Source organism: Streptomyces cyaneus (assembly GCF_004028635.1).
GTDB lineage: Bacteria > Actinomycetota > Actinomycetes > Streptomycetales > Streptomycetaceae > Streptomyces > Streptomyces cyaneus.
Map to the genome: position 1 here is coordinate 121,865 of NZ_RQJW01000021.1, position 19,012 is coordinate 140,876.

A 19,012-nucleotide genomic window follows, 5' to 3' on the forward strand; every position below is an offset into this window, starting at 1 on the left:
TCACCAGACCTGCCTGAATGCCGTCAGCGTCCGCTCCCCGCCCGGATCACCGGCCGTCGCCGGGACGAGGGCGATCTCGTCGAGCCCTGCCTCGGCGTACTCCTCGACACGCGCGCGTACGGCGTCCGAGTCGCCCACGAGACCGACCATGCCCGCCGCCGCAGCGGGCAGTGCCCCGACCAGCGTGGCGGGGTCTGCACCGGTACGGGCCAGCTCGACCGCCTCCCCGAAGCCGGCCGCCTCGAACATGTCGCTGTAGCCCGGCACCGTCAGATATCCGGCGATGCTCCGCAGGACCTGCGCGAGGGACGCCGGGTCCGGATCGACGGCGGCGGGCAGCCAGGCGGCCAGGGTCGGCGGCGAGGTACGCCCCGCGCGCTCGGTGGCCGCTTCGAGTTTCGCCCGCAGCACGCGGACCTGTTCCGGCGAGACGAGGTCGAGCAGCATCCGGTCGGCGTGCGCGGCAGCCGTGGCGATCGCGCGGTCGCCGAACGCCGCCACGGTGAGCGGGCCGCCGGGAGGTGGGAGGCGGCGTGGGAAGGTGCTACCGGGGACGACCGGTTCGCCGGGCTTGCCGTGCAGGAAGACACGCAGGGCTGCCGCCGAGGCCTCCATCGCCGCCGCGGGCCGCGTCCGCGGCACCCCGTGCACGCCCTCGACCACCCGCTTGCTGGACGTTCCCAGCGCCACCCCGACCGGCCGCCCGGTGACGGCGGCGACCGAGGCGGCACCCCGCGCGATGCCGAACGGCTCGCGCACCGACACCGCCACCGGACCTGCCGTGAGCGCGACCCGCTCGGTGGCCCGCCCGATCGCCGCGGCAAGGACGAAGGAGTCCCAGGTCGGCCCCTCCCCCGCCCACACCTCGCGGTACCCGAGCCGATCGGCGACCACCGCCACCCGCAACGGCTCCTCGACCGGACTGTCGTCCTCCCGTGCCACGGCAACCACGCTGAAGTCCATGGAGGCGCCGCTACCCCGCGGAGCGCGCCCCAACCGGGGTTTCCGCCCGCTCGGCCGAGTCCTCCAGCACGATCCGGCCGATGATGTCGTAGCGCTCCGGCCGCCGGAGCTTCAGATACCAGCCGAGCCCCAGCCCGCCGAAGAAGACCAGCCCCACGATCCACGGGATGGCCTTGAAGAGCAGCGAGTCGGCCGCCGTACCGGCCGCGGTGTCCAGGTTGGTCACCAGCAGCCCCACGACCGCGATCATGCCGATCCCGCCGAGCAGTGGAGCGGTGAGCGTGCGGAACCAGTGCCTGTCCTCGGGGTGGTTCCTGCGGAAGTAGCCGATGACCGCGAAGGAGCACAGGGTCTGCACGATGAGGATCGCCATCGTGCCGAGGATCGCCAGCAGTGTGTACAGGTGGATGTACGGGTCCTGCCCGGTCAGCCAGAAGGCACCGACGAGCCCGACCGCGATGACCGACTGCACGAAGGAGGCGATGTGCGGCGACCCGTGCCGGGCGTGCGTACGGCCGAGGGCGGGGTGCAGGAAGCCCTCGCGGCCGATGGCGTACAGATAGCGGGCCGCGCACTGGTGGAAGGCCATCCCGCAGGCGAACGACCCGGTGATCAGCAGCCATTGGAAGGCGTCGACCGCCCAGGCGCCGAGGTAGGCGTGCGCCGGGTCGAAGAACAGGTCGAGCGGGCTGGTGCCGGAGGAGATCTCGACGGAGGCCTTGAGTCCGTTGCCGGCGATGGTCATCCAGGACACGTAGATGTAGAAGATCCCGACGCCGATGACGGAGATCAGCGTCGCGCGCGGGATGACGCGCTTGGGGTCGCGGGACTCCTCGCCGTACATCGCCGTCGACTCGAAGCCGACCCACGACCAGAAGGCGAAGAACAGGCCGAGGCCGGCGGAGGCACCGGTGAAGGCGTTCTTGGGGTTGATGGGCTCGACGGGGATGCCGTCGGGGCCGCCGCCGTTCAGCAGCACGGCCGTGGCGACCACGAACAGGACCGCGATCTCGGCGACCAGCATCACCCCGAGGGCCTTCGCGGTGAGGTTGATGTCGAAGTACGCCAGGACAGCGGTGACGAGCAGCATGGCGGCGGCGTACAGGATCCACGGGAGATCCAGGCCGAGTTGGTCGTGGACCGTCGTCTGCGCGAAGTACGAGAAGACACCGACGATGGAGGCCTCGAAGACGATGTACGCCAGCACGGCGAGCATCCCGGAGGCCATGCCGGTGATCCGGCCCAGGCCGTGGGAGATGTAGCCGTAGAAGGCGCCGGCGGCGGTGATACGGCGGGCCATGGCGACGTATCCGACGGAGAACACCGTCAGCACGAGCGTCGCGAAGAGGTAGCCGGCGGGCGCGCCCGTGCCGTTGCCGAAGCCGACCGCGATGGGCAGGTTCCCGGTCATCGCGGTGATCGGCGCGGCGGTGGCGACCGCCATGAAGACGACGCCCGTCAGGCCCACGGAATTCGCCTTGAGCCGGTGTACTTCTCGCGGTACCTCACGCGCGGGTGTTTTCGTCATTCCGTCCCTCTCGAGGTGCGTTCGCAACGAAATCCGAAGGTGAAGTGGCGCTGCGCTTCGGATGCGTCAGTGTGGCGGTGCCGTGACGCATGCCACAACCGACAGGGAGTCCGGCGATCCGGCGCCGGGCGCGACGCTTTGTCGGGCGCCGGCGGCCGTTGATCGTCTCCGTAACGGTCCGGATATGTCGTGGAAGCATGACCGCGGGTAGCGTCCGGCACATGGACAGCGGTACGGGCAGTGGTGCGGGCAGCGCTACGGGCGACATGGACAGCGGCTTCGGCACCCACGGCGCCGGGATCACCGTGCGGCGGGCGCTGGAGCTGCCCGGCCTGCGCAGCGGGCTCCCCGAGGTCATCGCGGGCGCCGACCGGCTGGGGCGGACCGTGCGCTGGGTGCACGCGGGTGAGGTGCCCCACATCGCCTCCCTGCTGAAGGGCGGGGAGCTGCTGCTCACCACGGGCTACGGCCTCGGCACCCGTCCGGCCGACCAGCGCGCGTTCGTGCGCACCCTCGCCGAGCGCGGCATCGCGGCCCTCGTCGTCGAGCTGGGCCCGCGCTTCACGCGGCTGCCCGCCGCGCTGGTCGACACGGCACGTACGGCCGGTCTGCCGCTGGTCCAGCTGCACCGCGAGGTGCCTTTCGTGACGGTCACCGAGGAGATCCACACCGAGATCGTCAACGGCCACTACGCGCTGCTGCAACGGGCGGAGGAGGTGCACCGCCGGTGCACGGAAGCACTGCTCGGCGGCGGCGGTGTGCCCCAAGTGCTCGGCATCCTGGCGGACTTCAGCGGCAACCCGGTCTTCCTGGAGACGACGGACGGGCGGCTGCTGTACGCCGCCGGGGCCGGCCCCGAGGGCGCGGATCCGTTGCAGGTGTGGGAGGGGCTGCGCGGGCAGCACAAGGACGCGCCGCCGCCCGCCGGGTCGGTGCTGGTGGATGTTCCGGGGGGCGGCCCGGGGACGGGGTCGGTCCGGGCCCGTCTCGCGCTCCTGCCCGTACGGGGCCCTCTCGGGCCGGTGCACCGGATCGCCGCCGAGCGGGCCGCGGGCATCCTGGCCGTGGTGCTGATGCAGGCACGCCAGGAGGAGGAGCTGGCGGCACGCGGTCGCGGCGACTTCCTGACCGACCTCGCGGAGGGCCGTATCGCCGCCGAGGACGCCCCGGCACAGGCGCGCGTGCTGGGCTTCAAGCCGGGTGACAGCCCGCTGCTGCCGGTCGTCATGCGGCTGGGGGACGTGCTGTCCCCCGGCGGTGGCTGGGCGGTACTGGCGCGCGCGGTCGGCGAGGAGCTGGCGTCGGTGGGAGTTCCGGTGCTGCTGGGCGTACGTCCGGTCGAAGGTCGCGTCCCGCTGCTGCTGGGCCTGCGTGCGGAGTCGGAGCGGTCGGCGGTCGCGGACCGGGTCGCGGCGGCGTTGCGGGCGGGTGTCGAGCGGGCCGGGATCCAGCGGCCGGGCGCGCAGCCCCCGGTCGTGGTGGTCGGGGTCGCGGGCGGCTGGGCGGCGGCCTCGGCGAGCCTCAGACACGCGGCGGAGACGGCGACGGCGGCGCAGGGCCTGTCCGACCGCCCCTGGTACGACGCCCGGCGCCTGGACATCGACCTGCTGCTGTGGCGGCTGCGCGACCACCCGGACCTCGCGGCCTTCGTGGACCGTGCGATCGGCCCGCTCCGCGACCACGACAACCGCTCCCGGCCACCCCTGCTGCCCACTCTGGAGACGTACTTGGCGCACGCGGGCCGCAAGGCGGAGACGGCCCGCGAGCTGCACCTCAACCGGCAGACGCTCTACAACCGCCTCGCCCGCATCGGCGAGTTGCTCGGCACCGACCTCGACGACCCGCAGACGGTGCTGGCGTTGAGCCTGGCGCTGCGGGCGCGAAGGCATGCCGGGTAGAGGAGGGAGGGAGAGACCGGTAGTGACGCTTGCGCCGTCTAGATCATGGGCTGCGGCTGCGTCAACTCGTCGTACACGCTGAGCACTTGGGCGACCGTCTCGTCCTCGGTCGGCCAGGTCGCAGCCTGCCGCCCGCCGCGCTCCCTGAGGAGCTCCCGGCGCTCGGGATCGCCGAGCAGCCGTACGACGGCGTCGGCGAGCGCCTCCGGATCGCCGTACGGGACGAGTTCGGCCGCGTCGCCGACGAGCTCCGGGACGCCGCCGACCTCGGTGGCGACGAGCGGCACGCGCGCGTGAAGGGCCTCCTGGGCGAGCACGGACCGCGACTCCCAACTGCTCGGCAGCAACGCGATGTCGGCGGCGGCGAGCAGCTCGGAGACGTCGTCGCGCCGCCCGATGAGCCGTACGGGCAGCCCCTCGTCCTCGATCCGGCGCTGCAGCGCGGCCCGCAGCTCCCCCTCCCCCGCGATCACGACCAACGGCACGGGATCGAGCCGCCGCCACGCGCGCGAGGCGTCCAGCAGCACGTCGTACCCGCGATGCCGCTCCAGCGAGCCGACAGCGATCAGCAACGGACGCCCAGTGGCCCCGAGTTCGGCGCGGACCTTGGGCCGCAGCCGGTCGGGGTCGTCGTGCTCGACGGCACTGCGCGTCCCGGGCATCGCGACGGCGGCGAGGCGTGCGTCCCGCGCACCGGTCCGGCGGGCCCGGTCCACGAGCGCCGAGGTGGTCCCGAGCACGACGGAGGCCGCCTTGACGACCCGCCGCTCCAACAGCCGCACGAGATGCGCGCGGGCCCCCTCGGCGTGCGCCCGGTCGTGCCAGGTGACGACGAGCGGAGTACGCCGCCCGCTGAGCGCGAGCACGGCGCGGAAGGACGCGTGCAGCCCGTGCGCGTGCACCAGGTCGGCGTCGGCGCACGCGGCCCGCAGGGCGGCCACGGAGGCGGGATCGCTGCTGCGTGGCACGTGTACGTGCTCGGCGCCGGCCCCGGTGAAGCCGTAGGCGCGATCGGCCTCGACAGGGGCGCACACGGTGACCCGCACGCCCCGCGCGACCAGCCCCGAGGCCAGCGATCGCACATGCGCGCTGCTGCCGGCGTTGCCGCCGCCCAGCACCTGCACGGTGCGCAGCGACGACTGGCCGTGCGGTGAGTGGCTGCTCACGGGGGTCACGTGGCCGGGGCTCCTGGTTCGGGTCGGGCGGTCACGAAGAAAGTACAGAAGGATCGGGCGGAGGGGGTGTACCGCGAGGATCCCTGCGCATACGACGTGTTTACGCCAAGGATGCCAGGACGTACGGGCGTTCCGGGAACGGCGGGAGGCCGAAGGCGGCGCAGACGCCGGGCAACGCGGCGGGCCGAGTCACCTGCACGAGTGAGCCGGGGTGGGGGGTGTGGCCGAACATGCGCACGTGGAGCATGCCTCGGCGGCCGTCGCCCCGCGACATCAGGGCGTTGTCAGAGCCGTCTGCGACGATGCGTTCTCGTACCGTCAGGGCAGTCCAGGGGGACACATGGCGAAGAGGCCGCGTCAGCAGACTCGGAAACCACGCGTGGGCAAGGCAGTTGCGATCTACCACGACATGAAGGTGTACGAGAACTTCGAGCGAAGCGCGCAGCGCATCTTCGAGTGCGTGCAGGCGGCCCAGAAGCATTCGCCCGGCGCACCTCGCCACCTCTACCTGGACGTCCAGGGCCATCGCAACGACGCCGGCGGGTACGACCACGACGCGATCGAGTTGATGCAGGACTTCGCCATGGGCTACCTGGGCGAGTACCTCACCGAGATCAGCACCCCGCTGCTCCATGTCCGCAACCCCAAGAGGCAGCGCGACGACCTCCCGGACGCCCTGCGCATCGGCTACCCGGACGACGGTAGCGATAGCGACTACGGCTACGACCCCTCCGCGCTCCCCGTGAAGCCCCGTGAGCGTACTCCGCAAGACCGCAGATCCCGGCCCAGTGTGAAGGCCATCGCCGACTACCTGGGCCTGGAGGAGGCCGGTTGCCTGGTGTGCTGGCGCACGCCGGTGGAGCGTGCCCATGTGGTGCCCACCCAGCTCGGCGGCTCCAACGACGTTCGCAACTTCGCCCTGTTGTGCCCGGCCCATCACGCCGAGGCCCCGGACGTCGCCGACGCCGAGAGCTTCTGGGCCTGGGTGGACTACGCCGAACTCCGCGACAGCCCTGACAAATGGGTCGACGCGCCGGAGGAAGTCAAGGACCGGCTCCGCGAGCGCGGAGTCCGCATCGGCGTGGGCGAGCGCGAGCACCTGTCGTTCTTCGCCGCCGTGAAACACGAACTGAAGTCGCTACGGCTGGACGGACAGCGATTTCGACGTCGCCGACTGGGCCTCGTTGATGGAGGAGTTCCATCAGGTCCTGGACGAGGCCACGGGCCGCCACTTCGCCGTGGAGAAGAAGGTGTCCACGCACGCGTGGGCCTACCACATGGCCAGACAGAGAACGAACCGCCCGGAGTGACACGGGCCGTGCGCCACGACGGCGCACGGCCCGCTCCGGCAGTGCTCTCTCGCTACACGTCCTTACCCGTCCGCCCGAGCCGTCGCCAGCAGCTCCTCCGCGTGCGCCCGCGCGGTCTCGGAGTCCTCCTGCCCGGCGAGCATCCGGGACAGCTCCCGGACCCGCTCCTCGCCCTCCAGCACCTTCACCCCGGACCGGGTGACCGACCCGTCATTGGTCTTCTCGACGAGCAACTGCCGGTCGGCGAAGGCGGCGACCTGCGGCAGGTGGGTGACCACGACGACCTGCGCGCTCTTCGCCAGCCGTGCGAGCCGGCGTCCGATCTCCACGGCCGCCTTGCCGCCGACGCCGGCGTCGACCTCGTCGAAGAGGTACGTGGGCACGGGATCGGTCCCCGCGAACACGACCTCGACGGCGAGCATCACGCGCGAGAGCTCACCGCCGGACGCGCCCTTCGCGATGGGCCGGGGCGGCGCTCCCGGATGCGGAGCGAGCAGCAGCTCGACCTCGTCCACACCCGACGGCCCATAGGCGACCGCACGCCCGCCGACCTCCACGCCCTCGGGGTCCTCGGTCTGCCGGATGTCGAAGGACACGCGCGCGTGCGGCATCGCGAGCGAGGCCAGCTCCGCCGTCACGGCGGCGGCGAACCGCTCGGCGGCGTCCGTCCGCGCATCGGTCAAGGCCTGCGCCAGCCCGCCCAGCTCGGATCGCAGCGCATCCCGCTCGGCGGTCAGCTCCTCGATCCGCTCGTCGTCGCTGTCCAGCTCGGTCAGCCGCGCCGCGCTCTCCTCGGCCCAGGCGAGCACGGAGGCGACGTTCTCGCCGTACTTCCGCGTGAGCGCGTTCAGCGCGGCCCGCCGCTCCTCGACGGCCGCGAGCCGCAAGGGATCCGCGTCCAGGTCATCGGCGTACCCGGCCAACTCCCCGGCGACATCACCCAGCAGGATCCCGATCTCCCCGATCCGGTCGGCGAGCGCCGCCAGCGCCGGATCGTGCGACCGCACGGCGTCCAGGGCCCGCTGTGCACCGGCGACAAGCGTCGTCGCGTCGATGCCCTCGGGATCCTCCGGGTTACCGGCGAGCGCGGCGTGAGCGACCGTGGCGGCCGACGACAGCGCCTCCGCGTGCCCCAGCCGCTCGGCCTCCTCCGCGAGCTCCACGTCCTCACCGGCCCGCGGCTCGACACCCGCGATCTCGTCGAGCCCGAACCGCAGCATGTCTGCTTCCTGAGCCCGCTCACGCGCGCGCGTGACGATCTCGTCGAGCTCCACGGAGACGGCTCGCAGCCGCCGATAGGCCTCGGTGTACTTGGCGAGCGGCACGGCGACGGAATCCCCCGCGTACCGGTCGAGCGCCTGCCGCTGCCGGGCCAGCTTCAGCAACCCCTGCTGATCGGTCTGCCCATGCACGGCCACCAGCTCGTCGGCGAGCTCGGCCAGCATCCCCACGGGCACACTGCGCCCACCGAGATGCGCCCGCGACCGCCCCTCGGCGGAAACGGTACGGCTGATCAGCAACGCCCCGTCGTCGAGCTCGGCCCCGGCCTCCTCGACCCGTACGACGACCGGCGCGCCCGAAGGCACGGCGATCCGCCCCTCGACTACCGCCTTCTCGGCCCCGATCCGCACGAGCGCCGGGTCCGCCCGCCCACCGAGCAACAGCCCCAGGCTGGTGACCACCATGGTCTTGCCTGCACCCGTCTCACCCGTGACAGCGGTGAATCCCGGCGACAGCTCGACGACTGCGTCGTCGATGACTCCGAGCGACCGTATCCGCATCTCCTCCAACACGGACACGACCTTACGAGGTCGGGGGCGCAGAGTGCGACGGCCCCCAGCCTCAGTCATGTGAAGGTCCAGGTGACGAATGTGTACCGACCGCACATTGTCACTCGGGTGAGTGGTCCGGCCCAAGGGGCGCGGGGAACTGCGCGAGCAACCACGAACCACCCGCAGCCGCCCGCGCTCCCGCACAACCCCCCACAGCCGGCTAGTGAGGCGCCCCCCGCCACCCGGAAACCGGCAACGCAAACTTCGCAACCAACCGATCCGTGAACGAAGCATGATGCAGCCGAGCCAGCCGCACCGGCACAGCCCCCCGCCGCACCTCGACCCGCGCCCCCGGCGGCAACTCAACAGTGCGCCGCCCGTCACACCACAAAACCCCCGGCGGGATATGCGGCAGAACCTCCACCGCAAGCACCGAATCCGGCGAAGTGACCAACGGCTTCGCAAACAGCGCATGCGCACTGATCGGCACCATCAACAGCGCCTCAACCTCGGGCCACACCACAGGCCCACCGGCGGAGAAGGCATACGCCGTCGACCCGGTAGGAGTCGACAGCACGATCCCGTCGCACCCGAACCCGGTAACCGGCCGCCCGTCGATCTCCAGCACGACCTCGAGCAGCTTCTCGGCACCGGCCTTCTGCACGGCCGCCTCATTGAGCGCCCAGTCCGTGTGCACGATGTCGCCGTTCTGATGCACGACGACGTCGACGGTCATCCGCTCCTCGACCTCGTACGCCTTGGTCACCACCCGGTCGACAACCTTGTCGAGATCGTCCCGCTCGGCCTCCGCGAGGAACCCGACGCGCCCGAGGTTGACGCCCAGCATCGGCACGCCGGACGCCCGCGCGAACTCGGCGCCCCGCAGCAGCGTCCCGTCGCCGCCCAGCACTATCAGCAGCTCGCACCCGTCGAGGCACTGCGCGGTCGCCTCCTTGACGAGCTCCACCTCGTCCGGCAGCGGCAGATCCTCCGCCTCAGCCTCCAGCACCCGCACGCCGATCCCCGACCGCAGCAGTCCCTTGACCACCAGCTCGGCGCTGCGAATGGCCGCGGGCCGCCCCGTGTGGGCGAGCAGAAAGACAGTACGAGCTCGGTTCTGTGTCAACGCGGCCCCTCCGCAACTGCACGGTCAACGTCGGCCGGGTCCAGGGCGGGCGCCCCGGCACGCAGCCACAGAAAATACTCGACATTCCCGGAGGGTCCGGGCAACGGACTGGCCGTGACCCCCTTCACCCCGAGCCCGAGTTCCCACGCCTTCTCGGCCACGCCGCGCACGGCCTCGGCCCGCAGCTGAGAGCTTCGGACGACCCCGCCGCTCCCCAGCCGTTCCTTCCCCACCTCGAACTGTGGCTTGACCATCATCACCAGGTCCGCGTCCGGCTTCACGCACCGCACCAGGGCGGGCAGCACCAGTCCGAGCGGGATGAAGGACAGATCCCCCACGACAAGATCCACTGGCTCCCCATCGATCGCTTCGAGCGTCAACTCGCGTACGTTCGTACGGTCCTTGACGGTGACGCGTTCATCACTCTGGAGAGTCCAGGCGAGTTGTCCGTATCCGACGTCGACGGCGACCACATGGGCGGCCCCCGACCGCAGCAGGACGTCGGTGAAACCCCCGGTGGACGCGCCGGCGTCCAGCGCCCGGCGCCCTTCCACCACGAGCCCCTGGGGCACGAAGGCCTCCAGCGCGCCCGCGAGCTTGTGCCCGCCCCGGGACACGTACTCGGGATCGCTGCCGTCGGTCGCGACGACGATCGCCGCCGCGGTCTCCACCTGAGTGGCCGGCTTGGTCGCGACGGTCTTGCCTACGGAGACCCGCCCGGCGGCGATCAGCTGGCTGGCGTGCTCGCGCGAGCGCGCCAGCTTCCGGCGGACCAGCTCCGCGTCAAGACGGCGGCGTGCGACTCCTGCCACGTTCGGTTCAGCTCCTCATCCCAGGCATCGACGGGGGCGCCGGAGGTCCCGGGCGGGCGTCGAGCGCGGTGAGCGCGTCGCGCAGCCCCCGATGTACATCCTCGTACACCTCGAGGTGCCCGTCCGTGGCGAGGTGGTCGGCATCACCGAGCCGCTCCAGCTGGGCGTCGACGTCGGCGTTGCCGGTGGGGGTGCGGGGGACGTTCAGCGGGGCGGGGGCGGCGGGGTCGTACTCGGGTTCGACCGCGAGCCCGGCCACATCAGCTGCGGCCACCTCGGCCACGACCCCGTCCGCTGTGGCCACCTCGACCTCGGCCACGTCCGCTGTGGCCTCCTCCTCCGGGAACTCCGTCTCCGGAACCGTGTCGCTCATGCCCAGACGCTACCCCGAACCGCTGGGGTACCGTCGATCGCGATGGCCACGATTGAGGAGTGCCGCGCCGCACTCGAAAAGCTCTCGGACAACATGCAGCGTGCCGAAGGGGACGTCCGCACGGCCGCGGCCCTGGACCGCTCGGTGAGCTGCCACATCACCGACCTGGACGTCACGTTCGCCGGCCGCATGGCGGGGAGCCGGATCCACGTCCATGAGACTCTCCAGGGCCCACCCCGAGAGAAGGCGCAGATCAGACTGATCATGACCGGCGACGACCTGGTCGCCCTGGTCGGCGGCGAGCTGAACTTCGCCAAGGCCTGGGGCTCGGGCCGGCTGAAGCTGCACGCGGGCGTGCGCGACCTGCTGCTCCTCAGGAAGCTTCTGTAGCCACGACCTTCTTGACCTGCTCCCGCGCCTTCCGCGCCGCCGGCACCACCAACGGCGTCCCGGTCTCGGGGTCGTCGATGACCTGGCACCGCAGCCCGAAGACCTCCTCGACCAGCTCGGCCGTGACGATGTCGTTCGGCGCGCCCTCAGCGATGATCTTCCCGCCGCGCAGGGCGATGAGGTGGGTCGCGTACCGGGCGGCGTGGTTGAGGTCGTGCAGCACGGCGACCAGCGTGCGCCCCTGCTCCTCGTGCAGCTGGGCGCACAGGTCGAGGACGTCGATCTGGTGCTGGATGTCGAGGTAGGTCGTCGGCTCGTCGAGCAGCAGCAGCGGCGTCTGCTGGGCGAGTGCCATGGCGATCCACACGCGCTGGCGCTGGCCGCCGGACAGTTCGTCGACATAGCGATCCGCGAGTTCGGCGACCCCGGTCTGCTCCATCGACTCCTGTACGACCCGCTCGTCCTCGGTCGACCACTGGCGCAGGATCCCCTGGTGCGGGTAGCGGCCGCGGCCCACCAGGTCGGCGACGGTGATCCCGTCGGGCGCGATCGAGGACTGCGGCAGCAGACCCAGCGTGCGTGCGACCTTCTTCGCCGGCATCGACTGGATGATCTGCCCGTCCAGCAGCACCCGGCCCTGGCTGGGCTTGAGCATCCGCGACAGCGCCCGCAGCAGCGTGGACTTGCCGCATGCGTTCGGGCCGACGATCACCGTGAAGGAGTTGTCGGGTATCTCCACCGACAGCTGCTCGGCGATGACCCGCTGGTCGTAGGCGAGGGTGACGTTGTCGGCGGACAGGCGGTTCACAATGCTCCTTCGGTTCTTCAGCCCGTTGTTCGGCCCGCTGTTGAGACTCTCTCTGCTGAGGCTCTCGCTGCCGATGCTGCTGCCGGCGCTCATATCCGGCCCGCCTTGCGCTCGGTGACCAGCAGCCAGAGCAGGTACACGCCGCCCAGCACTCCGGTGACCACGCCCACGGGCATCTGGTCGGCGCCGAAGACCCGCTGGGAGATCCAGTCGGCGGTGACGAGGAGGGCAGCGCCCATGCACAGGGAGGGCAGCAGGTTCGGCCCGGGCGAGCGGGTCAGGCGCCGGGCGAGCTGCGGGGCGGTGAGCGCCACGAAGCTGACGGGACCGGCGGCGGCGGTGGCGGCCGCGGTGAGCAGCACGGCGGCCAGCATCAGCAGCAGCCGTACGCGTTCGACGCGCACTCCCAGGGCGTACGACACATCGTCGCCCATCTCCATCATCCGCAGCCCGCGCGCATTGGCGAGGACGAGCGGTACGAGGACGGCGCACAGCGCGAGCAGCGGCCAGACCTGGGCCCAGTCACGGCCGCTGAGGGAGCCGGTCATCCATACGACCGCGCGGGCCGCGTCGACGAGGTCGGCCTTGGTCAGCAGATAGCCGTTGACCGCCGTCATGATCGCGGACATGCCGATACCGACCAGCACCAGTCGATAACCGTGCACGCCCCGCTTCCAGGCGAGCAGATAGATGGCGAGCCCGGTCGCGAGTCCGCCCGCCAGAGCGCCGACGGTGACCTGCGTGGCGCTCCCGGAGAGCAGGACGATCACCACGAGCGCCCCGGCCGTGGCTCCCTGCCCGAGACCGAGGATGTCCGGGCTGCCCAGCGGGTTGCGGGACAGCGCCTGGAACAGCGCACCACCGAGGCCGAGCGAGGCACCGACCAGGAGCCCGACCAGGACCCTGGGCAGCCGCAGCTCGTTGACGATGAACTCCTGCCCCGCGTTGCCGTCGCCGGCCAGCGTCTTGAGTACGTCGCCCGCCGAGATCGGGAAGTCTCCGGTGCCGATCAGCACGACGCTCGCGGCGAGCGCGGCGAGCAGCAACAGGATGACGACGGTCAGCGCCCGGACGTCCAGCCGGACGGAGAGCCCGCCCGGTGTCCGCACGGCACGGTTGGAACGGCCGGTGCGCCCTGCGGACTTCGCTTCGCTCTTCGCTGCGTTCTTCGACGCGTTCTTCGATGCGCTCTTCGCGTCGCTCTTCACTGCGGTCTTCACAGCTGGGCCGTCCTCCGCCGTCGTACGAGAAAGATGAAGACCGGTCCGCCGAGGATCGCGGTGACGATGCCGACCTGAAGCTCCGAGGGCCGGGCCACGATCCGGCCGAGGACGTCGGCGCCGAGCAGCAGCACGGGCGACAGGACGGCCGCGTACGGCAGGATCCAGCGCAGGTCGGGGCCGGTGAAGGACCGTACGACGTGCGGCACCATCAGGCCGACGAACACGATCGGCCCGCAGGCGGCGGTCGCGGCCCCGCACAGCACGGTCGCGGCGAGCATCGACAGCACCCGGGTGCGGTTCAGGTTGGCGCCGAGGGCCTTGGCGGTGTCGTCGCCCATCTCCATGGCGTTCAGCGGCCGGGCGAGCGCGAGCGCGAGCACCATGCCGACGACGAGGAACGGCAGCACCTGCTTGATGGTCGAGTCCGTCGCCGAGGTCAGCGAACCGACCGTCCAGAAGCGCATCTTGTTGAGCGCCGCGTTGTCCATGATCATCACGGCCTGGAGATAGCCGTAGAGCGCGGCGCTGATCGCCGTACCGGCGAGCGCGAGCCGCACCGGCGTGGCACCCCGGCTGCCGCCGAGGAACCAGACCATGGCCCCGACCGCGGCCGCGCCGAGGAAGGCGAACCAGACGTAGCCGCTCAGGCTCGTGACGCCGAAGAAGGTGATGGCGGTGACGACCGCGGCGGACGCGCCCGCATTGATGCCGAGCAGACCGGGATCGGCGAGCGGGTTACGGGTGAGCGCCTGGAGCACGGCACCGGCGAGACCGAGGGCGGCGCCGGCGAGCAGTCCGAGCACGGTGCGCGAGATCCGGTCGCCGACCACGACGTCGCCGTAGGTCCCCGAGCTCTCGAACAAGCCGTGCCAGACCTCCCCCATGGACAGCTGTTTCGCCCCGATCGCGATGCTCGCCATCGCGACGACCACCAGAATCAGGACGGAGACGAGCAGCCCAACGGCACGCAGCGCCCGTCGGGTTGGCGGCGCGGACACGGAGTCCGCGCGCTGTTCGGGAGGACTGTCGACCAACACGCAGTTAGGTTAGCCTACCCTGCTATTCAGCCACGATCCCGCTGCGTGCCCGCGCCCGCCCGCACCCCGAAGCCGTACGCCGGCTCACAACCCCAGCCGCGCCAACGCCTTCCCCGCTTCCAGCTCGCACACACCCTCACCAGCCGCCGTCCAGGCGGCCGCGCACAACGCCCGCAGCCCGTCCAAGCCCGCACCGTCACCGTCGAGTTCCAGCCGCTCCACTCCGGCGGTGGCCGTCCAGCCACCACACCGGAAGCCGCCCCCGTCCGCCACGACCTCCGGCTGCCCGGTGAGCAACCCCCGCAGATCCGCATCGACATAGGTCGGCCGGTGCTGCGGCGGCGCGGCGAGCAACTGCGCGCCGTCGGTCACCCCGGTCAGGACGAGCAGCGAGTCGACGCCCCCGTTGAAAGCGCCCTCGATGTCCGTGTCCAGCCGGTCCCCGACCACCAGCGGCCGCTCGGCACCCGTCCGCAGGATGGTCTCCCGGTGCATCGGAGGCAGCGGCTTGCCCGCCACCTGCGGCTCGGCGCCGGTGGCTATCCGTACGACTGCCACCGCCGCCCCGTTGCCCGGCGCGATCCCACGCCCGCTCGGAATCGTCAGGTCGGTGTTGGACGCGAACCAGGGCACCCCGCGCGCGACGGCGTAAGAGGCCTCCGCGAACCGCCCCCACGGCAACTCGGGCCCGCCGTACCCCTGCACGACCGCCGCCGGATCGTCGTCCGCCGACTCCACCGGCTCCAGCCCGCGCTCCCGCAGCGCCACCCGCAGCCCCTCCCCGCCGATCACCAGCACCCGGGCGCCCGCCGGCACCTGCTCACTGATCAGCCGCGCGACCGCCTGCGCGGAGGTGATGACGTCGCCCGCACCCGTGGGTATCCCCAGCTCCGTCAGATGCGCGGCCACAGTGTCCGGCGTCCGCAGGGCGTTGTTCGTGACGTACGCGAGATGCATCCCGCCCGCACGGGCCGTGGCGAGCGACTCGACGGCATGCACGATCGCATGCCCCCCGGCGTACACCACTCCGTCGAGGTCGAGCAGCGCCGTGTCGTACGCCTCGCTCAGGGCCTGGCCACTGCCCTCGGGCCTCGTCCTGACGCTCTGGCTCATTCCGCATCGCTCCTCGTTCGACGGCTTTCCCCGATCATCCCCCATGCCACTGACACCCGTACGATGCCGGGATGAACACAGCAGGTCACCCGGAAGCAACGGCGCGCCGAGGCCTCGAACTCACCCCGTTCCGAGGTCTTCGCTACGACCCCGACCGGGTCGGCAGCCTTGCCGCCGTGACATCTCCTCCGTACGACGTCGTCGTCCGCCCCGACGGCCTGCACCACCTCCAGGACTCGGATCCGCACAACATCGTCCGCCTGATCCTCCCCCAGGCCGACACCGCCGGCGCCCGCAACGAGCAGGCGGCCAAGACCCTGCGCCGCTGGCTGTCCGAGGGCGTACTGACGGCCGACCCCGAGCCCGGCCTGTACGTCTACGAACAGCACGACGGCGACGGCATGCTGCAGCGCGGCATCATCGGCGCCCTGCGTGTCACCGAGCCGTCGGAGGGCCTGGTCCTGCCGCACGAGGACGTCATGCCACACGTCGTCGCCGACCGAGCGGCCCTGATGCGCGCCACCTCCGCCAACCTCGAGCCCCTGCTGCTGACGTACCGCGGCAACGGCACGGCGGCCGACGCGACGGCCGTCATCGAGCACACGGTGGAGCGCCCGCCGCTCTTCTCGACCACCACGGAGGACGGCTTCAGCCACCGCCTGTGGTCGATCACCGACCCCACGGACCTGGCCCGCATCCAGTCCGACCTGGCCCGCCACCAGGCCCTGATCGCCGACGGCCACCACCGCTGGGCGACGTACCGCCGGCTACGCGCGGAGCACCCCTCCCCCAGCCCCTGGGACTACGGCCTGGTCCTCCTCGTGGACACGGCCCGCTACCCCCTCCGCGTCCGCGCCATCCACCGTCTCCTGCTAGGCCTGCCGGTGCCGGACGCCCTCGCCGCCCTCGACGGCCTGTTCCGCGTACGCCGCCTCGAAGTCCCCCTGTCCGGGGCCCTGGAGGCTTTGGCCGACGCGGCCTGCGCAGGCAACGCCTTCCTCCTCGCCGGAGACGGCGCCTTCCACCTCGTCGACCACCCGGAGCCGGCCCTCCTGGCCCGCACGGTCCCCACCGACCGCCCGGCCGCCTGGCGCACCCTGGACGCAACGGTCCTGCACGCCACGCTCCTGGCCGAGATCTGGCACATCCCCGAGGACGACCCCACCCGCATCGCCTACATCCACGACACCGCCGCCACCGTCGAGAAGGCGGAACGCGACGGCGGTACGGCCGTCCTCATGCACCCCGTCCGCGAGGACGTCGTACGCGAACTCGCCCGCCAGGGCGTCACCATGCCCCGCAAGTCGACGTCCTTCGGCCCGAAACCGGCCTCGGGCCTGGTCCTGCGCGCCCTGGACCTCTGAACGCCGAAGGGCGGGACCCCAGCCCGGGATCCCGCCCTTCACTTCACGCGCCGCTCACTCCTCGCGGCCCTCATCGGGCCCGCCCGGAGCCTGCTGACCGCCGTGGCCCTCGGTCTCGCTCTCGCTTTCCCCGTCGTTCTCGCCCTCGCTCTCGTCGAAGGCGTCGACGAACTCGACACCGTCCAGCTCGGCGAGCCGGTCGGAGGCATCGGTGCTGCCGTCCTTGTCGGCCTCGACGGCCTTGGCGAACCACTCCCGCGCCTCACCCTGCCGCCCGGCCGCGAGCAGCGCGTCGGCATACGCGTACCGCAGCCGCGCGGTCCACGGCTGTACGGCGTTGGAGGCGAGCTCGGGGCTCTGCAGCGTCACGATGGCCGCGTCCAGCTGCCCCAGGTCACGCCGGGCGCCGGCCGCGACGAGCCGCATCTCGACCTGCCCGGCCTTGTCCAGCTTGTGCACCTCGGGCGCCCCGGCCATGTCCAGCGCCTTCTCCGGCCGCCCGAGCCCACGCTCGCAGTCGGCCATGAGCGGCCACAGGTCGACGGTCCCGGTCATCCGCCGCGCCGCCCGGAACTCGGCGAGCGCTTCGGCGTACTTCTGATTCGCGTACGCCGCGAACCCGGCCGCCTCACGTACGGCCGCGACACGCGACGCCAGCCGCAGGGCCACCCTGGAGTAGCCGTAAGCGCCCTCGGGGTCCTCATCGATGAGCCGCGCCACCATCACCAGGTTCTTGGCGACGTCCTCCGCGAGCGTCTTCGGCAGGCTCAACAGCTCCTGTCGTACGTCCTGATCGATCTCGTCGCCCGTGACGTCCTCCGGGATCGGCAGCCGCTTGATCGGCTCGCGGTCCCGATCCCGGTCGTCACGGAATCGGCTGTCACCGCCGCGCCGGTCGTCGCGCCCCCGGAAGCCTCCGGGACGGCCGCCACGATCGTCACGACGAGGGCCGCCGCGTCCGCCACGGTCGTCACGGCCACGGAACCCCCCGCGCTCGCCCCGGCTGTCGTCCCGACGGAAGCCACCACGGTCGCCGTCTCGGCGCTCCCCACGGTCGTCACGACGGAAGGGCGGGCGCTCCCCTCGGTCGTCACGACGGAACGAGGGCCGGTCCCCACGGTCTCCACGGTCGTCACGACGGAACGGCGGACGCTCGCCTCCGCGGTCCCCACGATCGTCCCGACGGAAGCCGCGGTCCCGATCGTCACTACGGAAGCCCCGGTCACGGTCGTCTCGCTGGAATGCCGGACGGGGGCCACGGTCGCCTTCACGACGATCGTCACGCCGGCCGTACCCACCGCCCCGGTTGTCGTCCCGACGGTCGTCCCGACGGAAACCGCCACGGTCACCACGGTCGTCACGCGGGCGGTCGTCACGCCGACCGTGTCCGCCGCGGTTGTCCTCGCGGCGGCCATGGCCACCGCGATCCGAACCACCGCGGTTGTCATCGCGCCGGTCGTCCCGACGGAAACCGCCACGGTCACCGCGGTCACCCTGGCCACCGCGGCCTCCGCGGAAACCGCCACGGTCTCCACGGTCGCCGCGGTCACCACTGTCCCGTCGCCGCTGGTCGCGCTCCGGTCGATCGTCGGGAGAGTTGGTGGACATCGGTGACTCCTGTCTTCGGTACCGCAAGTCATTCTCGCGCAGCCGGCTACCCGGCGCGCTCCGGAAAAACAAAAAAGGACCTCTGGTCCCAGCTTGACGCTGGGACCAGAGGTCCTCCAAAGATTGTTCGGCGGCGTCCTACTCTCCCACAGGGTCCCCCCTGCAGTACCATCGGCGCTGTAAGGCTTAGCTTCCGGGTTCGGAATGTAACCGGGCGTTTCCCTCACGCTATAACCACCGAAACCCTAATGGTTTCGAGCGAACAAGCACACTCTTCTGTTGTCTGTTCTACTCAAAAAACCGGCAACGGTCGTTGCCTCAGAACTAACACAGTGGACGCGAGCAACTGAGGACAAGCCCTCGGCCTATTAGTACCGGTCACCTTCACACGTTACCGTGCTTCCAGATCCGGCCTATCAACCCAGTCGTCTACTGGGAGCCTTACCCCATCAAGTGGGTGGGAGTCCTCATCTCGAAGCAGGCTTCCCGCTTAGATGCTTTCAGCGGTTATC

Annotated in this window: 18 protein-coding genes and 2 rRNA genes; 4 read left to right on the top strand and 16 right to left on the bottom strand. The window is 71.4% G+C overall.

Annotated elements, in window-relative coordinates; translation table 11 throughout:
- Positions 1-963, bottom strand: coding sequence for an LLM class F420-dependent oxidoreductase (locus EHO50_RS40925; RefSeq protein WP_128436937.1), 963 nt, complete (start codon positions 961-963; stop codon positions 1-3).
- Positions 964-973: 10 nt separating this feature from the next.
- Positions 974-2,491 (bottom strand): APC family permease, encoded by a 1,518-nt coding sequence (locus tag EHO50_RS40930; protein ID WP_128436938.1) that lies wholly within the window; start codon positions 2,489-2,491, stop codon positions 974-976.
- Between the two features lie 221 nt (positions 2,492-2,712).
- Between EHO50_RS40930 and EHO50_RS40935 the strand changes: the two genes are divergently transcribed.
- A complete protein-coding gene (locus EHO50_RS40935; protein ID WP_425472364.1) occupies positions 2,713-4,389 on the top strand; it encodes a PucR family transcriptional regulator in 1,677 nt (558 codons plus the stop codon).
- A gap of 38 nt (positions 4,390-4,427) precedes the next feature.
- Here the strand turns inward: EHO50_RS40935 and EHO50_RS40940 are convergent, their stop codons facing one another.
- Together EHO50_RS40940 and EHO50_RS44350 are read right to left on the bottom strand one after the other, a co-directional pair.
- Positions 4,428-5,564: a glycosyltransferase family 4 protein gene (locus EHO50_RS40940; protein ID WP_128436939.1), complete on the bottom strand. Its 1,137-nt coding sequence runs from the start codon at positions 5,562-5,564 to the stop codon at positions 4,428-4,430.
- A gap of 100 nt (positions 5,565-5,664) precedes the next feature.
- Positions 5,665-6,663: a hypothetical protein gene (locus EHO50_RS44350; protein ID WP_164905089.1), complete on the bottom strand. Its 999-nt coding sequence runs from the start codon at positions 6,661-6,663 to the stop codon at positions 5,665-5,667.
- Between the two features lie 88 nt (positions 6,664-6,751).
- Between EHO50_RS44350 and EHO50_RS45740 the strand changes: the two genes are divergently transcribed.
- Positions 6,752-6,874, top strand: a complete 123-nt coding sequence (locus EHO50_RS45740; RefSeq protein ID WP_281288313.1) for a hypothetical protein — start codon at positions 6,752-6,754, stop codon at positions 6,872-6,874.
- A 62-nt stretch (positions 6,875-6,936) separates the two neighbouring features.
- Here EHO50_RS45740 and recN read toward each other — a convergent pair whose 3' ends face one another.
- From recN to EHO50_RS40965, 4 genes are all read right to left on the bottom strand, one after another.
- Positions 6,937-8,655, bottom strand: a complete 1,719-nt coding sequence (gene recN, locus EHO50_RS40950) for a DNA repair protein RecN (RefSeq protein ID WP_128436957.1) — start codon at positions 8,653-8,655, stop codon at positions 6,937-6,939.
- Positions 8,656-8,866: 211 nt separating this feature from the next.
- Complete coding sequence (locus tag EHO50_RS40955; protein ID WP_128436940.1) at positions 8,867-9,772, bottom strand: NAD kinase; 906 nt, start codon at positions 9,770-9,772, stop codon at positions 8,867-8,869.
- Positions 9,769-10,584 (bottom strand): TlyA family RNA methyltransferase, encoded by an 816-nt coding sequence (locus EHO50_RS40960; protein WP_128436941.1) that lies wholly within the window; start codon positions 10,582-10,584, stop codon positions 9,769-9,771. The genes EHO50_RS40955 and EHO50_RS40960 overlap by 4 nt, the downstream gene beginning before the upstream one ends.
- 7 nt (positions 10,585-10,591) lie before the next feature.
- Positions 10,592-10,957, bottom strand: coding sequence for a hypothetical protein (locus EHO50_RS40965; RefSeq protein ID WP_128436942.1), 366 nt, complete (start codon positions 10,955-10,957; stop codon positions 10,592-10,594).
- Between the two features lie 42 nt (positions 10,958-10,999).
- Here EHO50_RS40965 and EHO50_RS40970 point away from each other — a divergent pair, with 42 nt between their 5' ends.
- Positions 11,000-11,347 (top strand): sterol-binding protein, encoded by a 348-nt coding sequence (locus EHO50_RS40970; protein ID WP_128436943.1) that lies wholly within the window; start codon positions 11,000-11,002, stop codon positions 11,345-11,347.
- Here EHO50_RS40970 and EHO50_RS40975 read toward each other — a convergent pair.
- The 4 genes from EHO50_RS40975 to EHO50_RS40990 form a co-directional block, all read right to left on the bottom strand.
- Complete coding sequence (locus tag EHO50_RS40975; protein ID WP_128436944.1) at positions 11,331-12,248, bottom strand: ABC transporter ATP-binding protein; 918 nt, start codon at positions 12,246-12,248, stop codon at positions 11,331-11,333. The genes EHO50_RS40970 and EHO50_RS40975 overlap by 17 nt on opposite strands.
- On the bottom strand, positions 12,245-13,264 hold the full coding sequence (locus EHO50_RS40980; RefSeq protein ID WP_128436958.1) for a FecCD family ABC transporter permease: 1,020 nt from the start codon (positions 13,262-13,264) through the stop codon (positions 12,245-12,247). The genes EHO50_RS40975 and EHO50_RS40980 overlap by 4 nt, the downstream gene beginning before the upstream one ends.
- Positions 13,265-13,371: 107 nt before the next feature.
- Positions 13,372-14,415, bottom strand: coding sequence for a FecCD family ABC transporter permease (locus EHO50_RS40985; protein ID WP_128436945.1), 1,044 nt, complete (start codon positions 14,413-14,415; stop codon positions 13,372-13,374).
- Between the two features lie 84 nt (positions 14,416-14,499).
- Positions 14,500-15,528: an HAD hydrolase-like protein gene (locus tag EHO50_RS40990; protein ID WP_128436946.1), complete on the bottom strand. Its 1,029-nt coding sequence runs from the start codon at positions 15,526-15,528 to the stop codon at positions 14,500-14,502.
- A gap of 71 nt (positions 15,529-15,599) precedes the next feature.
- Here EHO50_RS40990 and EHO50_RS40995 point away from each other — a divergent pair, with 71 nt between their 5' ends.
- Complete coding sequence (locus EHO50_RS40995; protein WP_128436947.1) at positions 15,600-16,892, top strand: DUF1015 domain-containing protein; 1,293 nt, start codon at positions 15,600-15,602, stop codon at positions 16,890-16,892.
- A 54-nt stretch (positions 16,893-16,946) separates the two neighbouring features.
- Here EHO50_RS40995 and EHO50_RS44355 read toward each other — a convergent pair whose 3' ends face one another.
- The 4 genes from EHO50_RS44355 to EHO50_RS41010 form a co-directional block, all read right to left on the bottom strand.
- Positions 16,947-17,723: a tetratricopeptide repeat protein gene (locus tag EHO50_RS44355; protein ID WP_164905094.1), complete on the bottom strand. Its 777-nt coding sequence runs from the start codon at positions 17,721-17,723 to the stop codon at positions 16,947-16,949.
- Positions 17,660-18,418: a hypothetical protein gene (locus EHO50_RS41000; protein WP_164905090.1), complete on the bottom strand. Its 759-nt coding sequence runs from the start codon at positions 18,416-18,418 to the stop codon at positions 17,660-17,662. Before EHO50_RS41000 ends, EHO50_RS44355 begins: the two co-directional genes overlap by 64 nt.
- A gap of 207 nt (positions 18,419-18,625) precedes the next feature.
- Positions 18,626-18,742 (bottom strand): 5S ribosomal RNA (gene rrf / locus EHO50_RS41005).
- 106 nt (positions 18,743-18,848) lie between these two features.
- Positions 18,849-19,012: ribosomal RNA gene (locus EHO50_RS41010) — 23S ribosomal RNA — on the bottom strand; the annotation flags it as partial.